We start from the raw sequence: 13,170 nt of genomic DNA, 5'->3' as shown, positions 1-13,170 counted from the left end.
TCTTTTTGAAGGAAAGAACCGGACCCTGGTGACACAGGGGCCGGTTTGTCCATCCAAATTAGAATGGAACATAGTTCCGGTCGATCGCAGAAAATACCTTGTTAAATAATTAATGGATAAACCAAAACATTCAAAAATATGAATTTTAATTTATGTAGGAAAGCCCCTGCCTTAAGGTGGCTGTTCTCACCCAAGAATTTATTGAAAATGAAACTTATAGTAATCTTACTTATCATTGGCTGCCTCCAGGTATCAGCTGAAGGCTATTCCCAGAAGATTACGCTCAACGAAAAGAACGCAACTTTCAATAACCTATTTGGAAGTATCAAAAAACAAAGTGGTTATACTTTTTTTTACAATAATAAACTCATCAAACAGGAAGGAAGAATAAGTGTATCGATAAAAGATGGAAGCATTGAAGATGCACTTAACCTGATTTTTAAGAACAGACCTTTTTCTTATGCCATTATGAATAAAATGGTGGTGATTAAAAAGAAAACCCCGGGGTTAATTGAATTTATAAATATCTCCTCTTTTATAAATATTAAGGGGAAAGTGGTGGATAAAGAGGGCAACCCCCTGCCAGGTGCATCTATCCTGGTTAAAGGTTCGGGTAAAGGTACTTCTTCCGGCCCATCTGGCGAGTTTGCTATTGATGCAAAAGCTGGGGATGTATTGGTGGTAAAATTTTTAGGCTATGTATCGAAGGAAGTAAGCGTAACTGCTGCTACCAGTACTTTGAATATTGTGCTTGAAGCAGAATTACAGGATCTTTCTGAAGTCGTGGTAACTGCATTGGGCGTCAAGAGATCTGAAAAGGCCCTGGGCTATGCAGTGCAAAAAGTTGCAGGAAAAGAATTACAAACGGTTAAAGGTGTAGATTTGGGTACTTCATTAACAGGAAGGGTTGCAGGATTGGTAATCAAAAATTCAACAGAATTTAATGCCCGCCCAGCTATTGAGCTTCGGGGAGAAAGTGCGCTGCTCGTGATTGATGGTGTTCCTTATGAAAATATGACTTTGCGGGATGTGCCAACGGATGACATTGAAAGCATGGATTTATTGAAAGGGTCAACAGCTTCTTCATTGTATGGTTCACGTGCAAAAGGTGGGGTGTTAATGATCACCACAAAAAAAGGAGCTGCCAGCAATGGCTTCTCTGTAGACGTGAACAGTAATACCATGTTTCAATTGGGCTATCTGGCTATTCCAGAAGTGCAAAGTTCGTATGGACGTGGTCAGAATGGACAAATTGATAACGATTATGTTTGGGGCCCAAGGTTAAATGCCGGAAATACAGCCAGGGATTGGAATCCTGAAACCAAGCAATTTGAAGAAGGCAGACCATTGGTATCTGTAGGAAAGGATAACCTGAAGAATTTTATGAACACAGGTATCGTTACCAATAATAATGTCGCGCTGGCACAAAGCAGTGAAAATGGAAGTTTCAGAGTAGGCTTAAACCATATTTTCCAGAAAGGTCAGTTTCCAAATCAGAAGTTGAATATTTTGAACTTCACTTCTGGTGGGGAAATAAAGATCAACGATCAGTTTAAAGTAGAAGGTCGCTTTGGAATCAGTAGGGGCTCTACCCCTCAAATGTGGGGTAGTGGATACGGTGATCAGGGTTATTTATACCAGTTGATCATGTGGACCGGTACAGAATATGATATCCGGGATTATAAAGATTACTGGGTGGTACCTGATAAAACGCAGAATTGGATGTATACCAATTGGTATGATAACCCATACTTAATTGCAAACGAAAAGTTGAACGGTGAGACCAAGAACAAGTTGAATGCCAGCGTAACAGCTAATTATAAATTCAACAGCGACTTTAACCTGATGCTGCGTTTGGGCTACGACAATTTTAACGACCGGATTACCAAACAGAATCCTAGAGCCAATATTTTTTCTACAAGAGGAGGATGGGATGCAAGAGGTATGTACCAGGCGATTGATCGAACGGGTTTGTCTACAAATAATGATCTGATCCTGACCTATAACAAAAAAATAAGCAAATGGTCGGTAAGCGGACTTGCCGGTGGGACTTTGTTTTATTATAATAAGGATAATGTTATCGCTACAACTAAAGGCGGACTGATCTCACCAAGGTACTTTTCTTTAAAAGGTTCTGTTGAACCGGTCAACATTATTTATGATACGTTTTCAGATGCCAGGGATAATTGGGCGCAACAAATTAATAGTCTTTATGGTCGTGCATCCATAGGCTGGAATGACGCTGTATTCTTTGATGCAACAGGAAGAAACGATTGGAATTCCAGTCAGCCTAAAGCTTCAAGATCTTTCTTCTATCCTTCACTGGGATCCAGTATTGTTGTGTCTGAATTGGTTAAACTACCTTCAATGGTGGATATGTTTAAATTGAGAGGTTCCTGGACCCTATTTAAAAATGCTTTTGATCCATTTGCAATCAATAAATATTATGGTACTACCACTGCCGCATGGAATACTCTGAATGCTGCCAGTTATCCTTCAAAACTAATTGCTGAGGGGTTACTTCCAAGTACACAACGCACATGGGAATTAGGTGCTGCGGGCTATTTGTTTGGAAGGCGTTTGCACTTTGATGTAGCTTATTTCGATAAATACTATTATAACAGGCAGGTAAACCCGGTTATTCCGGGATCATCAGGTTTTTCAACCATACTGGTCAATACTTTAGAAACCTATAACAGGAAAGGGTTGGAAATTACATTGGACGGTCCTATAATCAGGAACAAAGATTTCGAATGGAATGCCATTGTGAATTGGTCAAACCAGCACCGGTATTATAATGAGCTGGATCCTATTTATTCGCCAGACAATCTTTGGGTAAGGAAAGGAGAACGATTGGATACTTACACCAGTTCATATTGGCTTACCGATCCTAACGGGAACGTCATCTACAATAATGGCTCTCCCGTGGAAAGCGATTACAGCAAAAAGTATGGATATGGAGAACCTGATTTCAGCTTTGGTTTTATCAATAATTTCAGGTATAAAAACTGGAACCTGGGTATCAATATAGATGGTCGAATAGGTGGTTTAATGTACAATTATATGTACGATAAAATGTGGGATACCGGAACCAACCCTGAATCGGATAACCAATATCGTTATGACCAGGTTGTAAATGGATTGAACAATTATGTAGGAAAAGGGGTGAAAGTGATTTCCGGTGAAGCTAAGTACGATAAGTATGGTAACATCACCAGCGATACCCGTCAATATGCTGCAAATGATGTACAGGTGGGCTACCAGGATTTCGCTCAGACCTTCAGAGGTGGCGATATGGGCATACAGAATGAAACTTTTGTTAAGCTGCGTGAGGTTTCTTTGGGGTATAATATACCTGCTAATCTGGCCAAAAAGTTGGGGGCAAAAACTGCTTCTTTCACTGTTACCGGACAAAACCTTTTATTGCTCACCAATTTTAAGTTTTCAGATCCTGATGAGGATAATGAAGATCTGAATTCGCCGTCTTCGCGTATGGTAGGTTTTAACTTCAGAATTGGTTTTTAATAATGATATGGTTATAGACATTTCACAAGTAAATCGTAAGATGATGAAAAATAATTTTTTAAAATATATGTTGCTGACGGTGGTGGTAATGAGCAGCGGCTGTAATAAGTTTGAAGAGATCAACACTAATCCTAATGATGCGACGCAGGTCAGCTCGGCTATGCTGGCCAGTGGTATGATCTTAAATATTACACGTTCGGATATCAGCTCAACCAAAGGTTTTATGCAACCGTTTTTATTAGGAAAGTATATTACCTGGGGCGAGGGACAGGAAGGTTTCCAATACAATAGATTAGGCCGTACAGATTTTAACCGCATTACCTTGCTCAGGAATATTACTCCTATGGAAGCTAATGCTACAAGTGAAGGCTTAAGGAAATCCTACCAGGCATTGGGGCACTTTATGCGGGCCTGGCAGTTTTTTATGACTACCATGCAGGTTGGGGACATCCCTTATTCTGATGCGGTGAAAGGAGAAAGTAGTGTGCTGAAGCCTAAATATGATACACAGAAAGCCGTGTTTTTAGGTGTTTTGAATGAACTGGATCAAGCCAATCAGTTGTTTGCTGAAGGAGTAAACTTTGAAGGTGATCCGATCTATGGTGGAAAGACCGACAACTGGAGGAGGTTAACCAATAGTTTTCAGCTTCATGTGCTGATCAATCTGTATAAGAAAACAGCTGATGCAGACCTGAAAGTTGTTGAGCGGTTTAAAGATATTGTGACTAATCGTCCTCTGATGCGTGATTATAAGGATAATTTTGCATTAGTTTACAACAATACGGCCGGTCAGAATTACCCATGGTCTGATGTTCCGGCCGGTTCAAGTAATTCATTCGTAAAGTCGAACTATACCATGCTGAGCAACACTTTGCTGGGACCGCTAAAAGCTATGAATGACAGACGTTTGTTTTATTATGCCAAGCCATCTTCGGTAAAAATAACTGCGGGCGTGTCTGAATCTGATTTTAATGCCTATCCTGGTGTTGAGCCCTCAGATGCTTTTTCTGCTTTACAAACCAGGCGGGTAGGTAAGGATTATGCAGATTTGAACAACCGTTATGTACAATTGGTAAATGCCGAGCCAGTTAGTGTATTCAGTTACTGGGATCAGCAGTTTATCCTGGCAGAAGCAGCTGTCAGGGGTTGGATTACAGGTGTTCCGGCGCAGACTTATTATGCTGCGGGGATCGTCAATTCCATGAATTTTGTGGCAGCTTATACGCCGGATCTGGCAGATTACCATCACAATATGAAGATGGATGCAACTTATATTAACGCATTCCCTGGCACAGCTCCGGTAGTGTTGGCTGGAACAAATGAACAGCAGATTGCACAGATCATCACACAAAAATATCTGGCAAACTTTTTACAAGGTGTTAAATATGGATCATGGTTTGAAAATCGTAGAACTGGCTATCCGGTATTTACCTTAAATGCCTCAACCAATTTAAATACCCCATCTTCTAAATTACCATTGCGTTGGCTTTACCCATCAAATGAGCTGAGCTATAATTCGGTAAATATGGATGCTGCAGTTCAAAGTCAATATGGAGGTAGCGATGATACCAATCAAACTATGTGGATTTTAAGAAATTAGGTCGTTTGTTCTTTTTAACATTCATTGTCTTCGGTAATCATTTCATTTTACTATTTTTGCTTTTTACATAAAATATCATGAGCAAAGCAATAATTAAAACAGAGAAAGGCGAGTTGACCGTTCAATTCTACGATCAGGATGCACCAAATACTGTTGCTAACTTTAAAAAATTAGCTAACGAAGGTTTTTATAACGGAGTAACATTTCACAGGGTGATCCCTAATTTTGTTGTTCAGGCAGGATGCCCTAACTCTAAAGATGCTGCTACAGCACATTTAGCAGGTACAGGTGGCCCGGGTTATAAAATTGATTGCGAATTGACTGGCGAAAACCAACACCATGAGCGTGGTGTGTTATCTATGGCTCACGCCGGAAGAAATACAGGTGGTTCTCAGTTCTTTATTTGCCACAGCAGAGATAATACTGCACACCTTGACAGAAATCACACTTGCTTCGGTAAAGTGGTTGAAAATGTTGATCTTGTGGACAGTATTAAACAAGGAGACAAGATTTTAAGCATTGAAGTTATTGAAGATTAATTCTTAACTTCTCAAAAACAAACGATATGAATTTAAGAGGAATTGTAGCAGTATCTGGAAGACCAGGTTTATTTAAGCTTGTTGGTCAGAATAAAGCAGGATATGTTCTTGAAAGTCTGGATGCACAGAAAGTTAAAATTGTAGCCAATATGACTTCAACTAAACTGGCATCATTAGAGGATATTACAGTATATGGTGAGGATGATGATTTGAAATTAACTGATGTTTTAGCAAATATGGTTAGCGCAAACGGAAATGTTCCTGATGCAAAAGCTGAGTCAACTGTGTTAAAAGCATTTTTTAAAGAAGTTGCTCCAGGTCATGACGAAGAGAAAGTTTACGCTTCAGATATGAAGAAAATTGTAAGCTGGTTCCATATCCTTAAAGATCTGCCTTTATTTAGCGAGGAAGCTCCTGCATTAAGTGAGGAACACGAAGCATTGAAAGCTGAAGAGAAGTTGGAGAAAAAGCCTAAAGCTGCACCAAAGCCGTCAAACGCTAAGGCACCAAGCAAAGCTAATCAACCAGCTAAAAAAGCAAATATGACAAGTAAAAAAGGCGTTTAGTTAGCCTTAAGTAATATACCTATTATCGGAAGGGTACCCCACAAGGGTGCCCTTTTGTTTTTTAAAACAAATACCAGATCAGCAAAAATGCAATCACTGATATAATGATGGCAATAATATAACTCAGTTTGTCTTTATTTTTATCACTTTTAAACCTGTAATTTCTCTTAAAATCGCCGGGTACCATAATAACCTCCTTTTAATAATGATGCTTTGTAGCTTTAATTTCCACAAGCTGTTTTTTAAATTTATTCGTGGTGATAGGGCTCACCTTTTAATATACTGAATGCTCTGTAAAGCTGCTCTACAAAGAACAAGCGAACCATTTGATGTGAGAAAGTCATATCAGAGAGTGACATGCTACCATTGGCCCGTTTGTAAATGCTCTCGTCAAACCCATACGGACCGCCAATAACAAATACTAAATGCTGAACACTCCCAATCATCTGTTTGTTTAGATAATTTGAAAAGGCTACAGACGTATATTTTTTACCTTTTTCATCCATTAAAATTACCGTGTCAAGGTTACTGATCTGCTTCAGGATCAATTCCGCTTCCTTCGATTTTTGTTGCGCCTCAGTCAGGTTCTTGGTATTTTTTACATCCGGAATGACCAGCAGGTTAAAACCGATATAATGCTTTAGCCTGTTCAGATATTTCTCAATACCCTCAATCAGATACTTATCTTCTGTTTTTCCTACAACCAGTAGTGTTATCTTCATTTATTGATCTATTGTTTAACTTTATTACCTAAATATTATCGTAACAACTTATCTTGACCGAGGTCAAAGGTTAAAAGCAATAAATTATTCAGGAATTTCAAAGATAATGGTAAAAACAAAACATAGCATCCTTACAGACTATCAAAATAAAGCAGACCAGCAACAAAAACAGATTAACGATCTCAAACGCAAACTAAACACCATCTCCTTTTCACGTTTAGGCCTTTTCCTCGCAGAGATTCTGATTATTGCACTCATCATTAACTTAGGCTTTGCATGGCCATTCGGGGTATTGTTAGCCCTACCTTTTGTGTTGTTTCTGTTTCTGGTTAAAAAGCAGGCTGCCGTACAAAATGAACTGGTTTATGCCGGACAATTGCTATGGGTTTACCAGAATGAAGTAAATCACATGAGGACGGGTAAAAATGGCTACGACGATGGGACTGTCTATGCTGATGAATACCATCCATATGCTTCCGACCTTGATATTTTTGGTCAGGGTTCCCTTTACGCTTTTATTAATCGTTGCAACACCCAGGCAGGTTTGGATCTTCTGGCTGCTAATCTGAGGAGACCCAATGATAAAGTAACCATCCTGCAACGGCAGGAGGCTATTACTGAATTAAAGAACCATATTGAACAGACTTGCCATTTCAGGGCTGAACTGCAGAACCATAAACCGGGACAGCTGCGGGTAATTAAAGATAAGTTGCAGCATGAGTTACCGGAACAGCTGAAGTTTACCCGTAATGCTGCATTGCGATTATATGTTAAACTCGTTCCTTTTGTTACCTTTGGAATGCTGGCCTTGGGTATAGCATTTGGTGAATTGCTTTGGCACGCCTTTGCATTGGTATTACTCTTTAATTCGGGACTTACCTTTTTCAACCTTTCTAAAATCAATCTGGTGTATAATGGCTTTGGCAAGGGATCAGCCATGTTAAATGCTTTTGCCGGAACCGTCAAATGGACAGAAGAGGTAACCTGGAAGAGTGAATACATTAAGGGATTTTTTGATAACAATACATCCACTAAGCCATTAAGCGCCCAGATCAAACAACTGTCGTCTATTATTGTCGATTTTGATGCCCGATTGAATCAGCTCGTAGGGGCCTTTCTGAACTTCTTTTTATTGTGGGACCTCAAATGTTCTATTGCCTTAGGCAATTGGCACGACCAATCCGCAGAACAGGTAGTAAGCGGGATGGCGCGGATCAGTCGTTTCGAAGAGCTCATAGCTTTCGCAACCTTAAGCTATAACCAGCCTGATTGGAATTTTCCTGTCATTGAAAGTGATTTCCATTTGAGCGCTACCGATTTGGGTCATCCATTGATCCATGAAAGCGAGCGCGTAATGAATAGTTTTAATTTGGAAGCACATCCTACGGTCGATATTGTTACAGGCTCTAATATGGCCGGAAAAAGTACTTTCCTGCGTACAGTAGGTATCAATATGTCGCTAGCTTTTGCCGGTGCGCCAGTATGTGCCACCCAAATGTCGGTTTCTATCTTTAAAATCCTTTCCTACATGCGGATTAAGGATTCTTTAAATGACCATACTTCAACTTTTAAGGCCGAGCTTAATCGCCTTAAAATGATCCTTGATGCCATACAGGCTGATAAAAATTCTTTCGTATTGATTGATGAGATGTTAAGGGGGACTAATAGCAGGGATAAATACCTCGGTTCAAAAGTGTTTATTGAGAAGCTGATAGAACAGCAAACTCCCGCATTGTTTGCTACACACGATCTGCAGTTATCTGAGATGGAAGCCAACCATACGCATCAGGTGAGGAATTATCATTTTGATATTCAGATTGCCGAAGGTGAAATGAAATTCGATTATAAGTTGAAACATGGCCCTTGCAAAACATTTAATGCAGCATTACTGTTGAAAGAGATTGGCTTAACATTAACTTCATAAGAGATTACCATCTTGCCTTTTTATACTAAAACAATATGATCAAGGCTTCTGATTTTGGAAAGGATTTTTTATGGGGCATAGCGACGGCTGCTGCACAGATTGAAGGGGCTGCGCAAGGATATGGAAAGGGGAAGTCTATCTGGGATACCTTCTCTAAACGATCAGGAAAGATTAAAAAGGGACATGATCCTGCTATTGCCTGCGATTTCTATCACCGATATAAGGAAGATATTGCGCTGATTAAATTAATGGGCTTTAGTGGCTTTCGCTTTTCTATTTCATGGCCACGCATTCTGCCCCAGGGTAAAGGTCGCATCAATAGGGAGGGGATTCGCTTTTATCATGCTGTGATAGACGAATGTTTAGCACAAGGTATTATACCATACATTACCTTATACCATTGGGATATGCCCGATGCCCTGGAGGATGAGGGCGGCTGGACGGCTTATTCAGTGAATGATAGCTTTAATCATTTTGTAATTACATGTGCAAAGGAATATGGGGATAAAGTAAAGAACTGGATCGTGTTGAATGAGCCCTTTGGCTTTACTTCCCTTGGCTATATGCTGGGTATTCATGCACCGGGAAAAACTGGTTTAACCAATTTCTTTTCTGCTGTCCATCATACGGCAATAGCCCAGGCCGACGGTGGAAGGATATTGCGGACTGAAGTTAAAAATGCGCATATCGGAACTAGCTTTTCCTGTTCGGAGATTATACCGTATACCCAGAATGAATCAGACCTGCTGGCTGCTAAGCGAGTAGATTGCCTGATGAACCGTCTGTTTATAGAACCCTTGCTGGGGATGGGTTATCCTACTGCCAACTGGGATGTGTTGGAGAAATTTGCCATTCAGCATTCCACATGGCGACATACGGAGCGACTTACTTTCGACTTTGATTTCATCGGTATCCAAAATTATTTCCCTATAACCATCAGGTACAATGCTTTTATTCCGGTGGTGCAAGCCTGGGAGGTAAAAGCCAAAAGTCGTAGAAAGCCGCATACCGCTATGGGCTGGGAAATTAATCCCGACAGTTTTTACAACATTATCAAGCAAATTGCATCTTATCCAAACATTCCGCCTTTAATGATCACCGAAAATGGCGCAGCTTATCATGATAAGGTGGTGAATAACAAAGTTCACGATCAGGATCGCATACATTACTTCCAGCAGTATTTGGCAGCCTTACTAAAAGCAAAGCAGGAGGGACTTAACATTACCGGGTATATGGCCTGGACACTCATGGATAATTTTGAATGGGCTGAAGGTTATACTGCCCGTTTCGGATTGGTGCATACCGACTTTAAAACACAGCAACGTACAGTTAAAGATTCGGGCCTTTGGTTCAAAGATTTTTTGAGTCATTAGTCTTTTTTACTATATTAAGGGAAACACACAAATTCATGGATAAGATTATTGTATTCGAAACTTTTTATAATCCTATAGAAGCCAATATTGTAAAATCAAGATTGCTGGATAGTGGTGTGCAATGTTTTCTTTCTGATGAAAACACGATCACCATTAATCCCTTGTATACGCAGGCATTGGGGGGCGTTAAGCTGCATTTATTTGAAAAAGATGTAGAACTGGCTAAAAGCATTCTGGAAGATCAGGATGTTCCGATCCCGTTAACAGAAGAAGCCGAAACAGCAACTGTGGCTATTTGTCCTAACTGCGACTCTTCTAATGTAGGTTATGTGCAGGCTACCAAAAAGCGCTTTGGCATATTTACGATAATCGTTTCTTTCCTGCTGATGGTATATCCATTTCATGCAAAGAAGACCTATCACTGTTTTAACTGCGAACACGAGTTTTAAAAGATACCGGCCTTCGCTATAAAAAAGGGGCTGTACCATTGGCACAACCCCTTTAATTTTTTTAATCTATTGCTGATTAAGCGTTTTTAGCTGCAGCTTCTCTACGGATGATATTTAAAGCACCACCTGCTTTAAACCATTCGATTTGTTGTGCATTATAGCTATGGTTAACAACGATTTCTTCTTTAGATCCATCAGCATGGTTTAAAACCAAAGTCAATGGAACATCAGGGCTGAAAGTCGTTAAGCCAAGGATATCGATTGTATCATCTTCTAAAATCTTGTCGTAATCGTCTTTGTTGGCAAAAGTTAAACCAAGCATACCTTGTTTTTTAAGGTTGGTTTCATGGATACGGGCAAAAGATTTTACCAATACCGCACGTACCCCTAAGTGACGTGGCTCCATCGCCGCATGTTCACGACTTGAACCTTCACCGTAGTTTTCATCACCAACTACAATAGAACCAATTCCTGCTGCTTTGTAAGCACGTTGTGTTGCAGGTACCGGACCGTATTCGCCAGTCAGTTCGTTTTTAACGTTGTCGGTTTTCTCATTAAAGAAGTTGACCGCACCGATTAGCATGTTGTTAGAAATGTTATCTAAGTGACCACGGAATTTCAACCATGGACCAGCCATAGAGATATGATCTGTAGTACATTTACCTTTTGCTTTGATCAGTAATTTTAATCCCTTAAGATCAGTACCTTCCCAAGGTGTAAATGGATCTAGCAATTGTAGCCTGTGTGAAGTAGGAGATACAATTACGTTTACACCACTACCATCTGCAGCTGGTTCCTGATAACCTGCGTCTTCAACAGCATAACCATTTACAGGAAGTTCGTCACCTTTTGGTGCATCTAATTTAACCTGCTCACCTTTATCATTTGTTAAAGTATCAGTTAATGGGTTAAAGCTAAGATCACCTGCAATAGCAATTGCAGCTACAATTTCCGGAGAAGTTACAAAGGCATAAGTATTAGGGTTACCATCGGCACGTTTAGCAAAGTTTCTGTTAAACGAGTGAACGATCGTGTTTTTCTCTTGTTTCTCAGCACCAACCCTGTCCCACATACCAATACATGGTCCGCAGGCATTCGTAAAGATTGTTGCATTCAAATCTTCGAAAGTTTTTAATAAACCATCGCGGTTTGCAGTGTAACGTACCTGCTCAGATCCTGGGTTGATACCAAAATCTGCTTTAGTAACTAAGCCTTTATCAATCGCTTGTTTAGCAATAGATGCTGCTCTTGATAAATCTTCGTATGAAGAGTTGGTACAAGAACCAATTAATCCCCATTCTACTTTTAAAGGCCATCCGTTTGCAGTAGCTACTTCTTTCATCTTAGAGATCGGCGTAGCCAAATCTGGAGTGAAAGGACCGTTTATGTAAGGCTCAAGCTCAGAAAGGTTGATCTCAATCAGTTGGTCAAAATATTTTTCAGGATCAGCATAAACTTCAGCATCACCAGTTAAGTGTTCTTTAATTGCATTTGCAGCATCAGCTATATCAGCTCTGTTGGTTGCACGTAAATAACGCTCCATGCTCTCATCATAACCGAAAGTAGAAGTAGTTGCACCAATTTCAGCACCCATATTACAAATGGTACCTTTACCAGTACAGCTTAGGTTTTCTGCACCTTCGCCAAAATATTCAACAATTGCACCTGTACCACCTTTTACAGTTAAGATACCAGCAACTTTAAGGATTACATCTTTTGCAGAAGCCCATCCATTTAGTTTTCCTGTTAATTTAACCCCAATCAGCTTAGGGAATTTAAGCTCCCATGGCAAACCAGCCATTACATCACAGGCATCAGCCCCACCAACACCAATAGCAACCATACCCAAACCACCTGCGTTTACAGTGTGTGAGTCAGTACCGATCATCATACCACCCGGGAAAGCATAGTTTTCTAATACTACCTGGTGAATGATACCTGCACCTGGTTTCCAGAAACCAATGCCGTATTTGTTTGAAACTGAAGCTAAAAAGTCGAAAACCTCTTTACTCTCTGTGTTTGCTGCTGGTAAATCAATTTCAGCACCAAACTTAGCAGTAATTAAGTGATCACAGTGAACTGTAGAAGGAACAGCCACCTGTGGTCTGCCTGCCTGCATAAATTGCAATAAAGCCATTTGAGCAGTCGCATCTTGCATGGCCACACGGTCAGGAGCAAAATCTACATAATCAACACCCCTGTTGTAAGAAGTATTCGTGTTTCCCTCCCAAAGGTGGGTATAAAGTATTTTTTCTGAAAGTGTTAAAGGTCTGCCTACTAATTTACGGGCCGCCTCTACACGGGGGCCAAAGTTTGCATACACCTTTTTGATCATTTCTATATCAAAAGCCATTGATAATATGTGTTAAAAGGGTAAGTTATTACGATAATTGGTAGCGAATTTACAAAAAAAAACAGGCGATAATGATCATATGCCGATCATTATATTATTTATACCTGTTCTAAATAACA

Annotated in this window: 9 protein-coding genes; 7 read left to right on the top strand and 2 right to left on the bottom strand. The window is 40.1% G+C overall.

The genetic code is table 11. The features are described 5' to 3' along the window. The first annotated feature begins 207 nt into the window (after positions 1-207). The 4 genes from B9A18_RS04480 (at position 208) to B9A18_RS04465 (ending at position 6,230) form a co-directional block, all read left to right on the top strand. Positions 208-3,525 carry a SusC/RagA family TonB-linked outer membrane protein gene (locus B9A18_RS04480; protein ID WP_144009402.1) on the top strand — a complete coding sequence of 1,106 codons (3,318 nt, stop codon included), beginning with the start codon at positions 208-210 and terminating at the stop codon, positions 3,523-3,525. A 40-nt stretch (positions 3,526-3,565) separates the two neighbouring features. Continuing rightward, positions 3,566-5,125 carry a SusD/RagB family nutrient-binding outer membrane lipoprotein gene (locus tag B9A18_RS04475; protein ID WP_200816311.1) on the top strand — a complete coding sequence of 520 codons (1,560 nt, stop codon included), beginning with the start codon at positions 3,566-3,568 and terminating at the stop codon, positions 5,123-5,125. A gap of 77 nt (positions 5,126-5,202) precedes the next feature. Then, positions 5,203-5,664 carry a peptidylprolyl isomerase gene (locus B9A18_RS04470; RefSeq protein WP_084287493.1) on the top strand — a complete coding sequence of 154 codons (462 nt, stop codon included), beginning with the start codon at positions 5,203-5,205 and terminating at the stop codon, positions 5,662-5,664. 26 nt (positions 5,665-5,690) lie between these two features. Then, positions 5,691-6,230: a DUF5606 family protein gene (locus B9A18_RS04465; RefSeq protein WP_084287492.1), complete on the top strand. Its 540-nt coding sequence runs from the start codon at positions 5,691-5,693 to the stop codon at positions 6,228-6,230. 248 nt (positions 6,231-6,478) lie between these two features. On the opposite strand, the gene rlmH is transcribed toward B9A18_RS04465, so the two are convergent. Then, positions 6,479-6,952, bottom strand: a complete 474-nt coding sequence (gene rlmH, locus B9A18_RS04460; RefSeq protein WP_084287491.1) for a 23S rRNA (pseudouridine(1915)-N(3))-methyltransferase RlmH — start codon at positions 6,950-6,952, stop codon at positions 6,479-6,481. 106 nt (positions 6,953-7,058) lie between these two features. Here rlmH and B9A18_RS04455 point away from each other — a divergent pair, with 106 nt between their 5' ends. From B9A18_RS04455 to B9A18_RS04445, 3 genes are read left to right on the top strand one after another with little or no spacing between them, the layout of a single operon-like run. Further along, on the top strand, positions 7,059-8,876 hold the full coding sequence (locus B9A18_RS04455; protein ID WP_084287490.1) for a MutS-related protein: 1,818 nt from the start codon (positions 7,059-7,061) through the stop codon (positions 8,874-8,876). A gap of 35 nt (positions 8,877-8,911) precedes the next feature. Then, complete coding sequence (locus tag B9A18_RS04450; protein WP_084287489.1) at positions 8,912-10,249, top strand: GH1 family beta-glucosidase; 1,338 nt, start codon at positions 8,912-8,914, stop codon at positions 10,247-10,249. A 35-nt stretch (positions 10,250-10,284) separates the two neighbouring features. Further along, positions 10,285-10,698, top strand: coding sequence for a putative signal transducing protein (locus B9A18_RS04445; RefSeq protein WP_084287488.1), 414 nt, complete (start codon positions 10,285-10,287; stop codon positions 10,696-10,698). Between the two features lie 76 nt (positions 10,699-10,774). On the opposite strand, the gene B9A18_RS04440 is transcribed toward B9A18_RS04445, so the two are convergent. Then, positions 10,775-13,051 carry an aconitate hydratase gene (locus B9A18_RS04440; protein ID WP_084287487.1) on the bottom strand — a complete coding sequence of 759 codons (2,277 nt, stop codon included), beginning with the start codon at positions 13,049-13,051 and terminating at the stop codon, positions 10,775-10,777. Between the last annotated feature and the right edge of the window lie 119 nt (positions 13,052-13,170).

Origin of the sequence: Pedobacter nyackensis (assembly GCF_900176505.1) — a bacterium.
Taxonomy (GTDB): Bacteria; Bacteroidota; Bacteroidia; order Sphingobacteriales; family Sphingobacteriaceae; genus Pedobacter; species Pedobacter nyackensis.
This window is presented reverse-complemented; position numbering and strand designations above follow the sequence as displayed.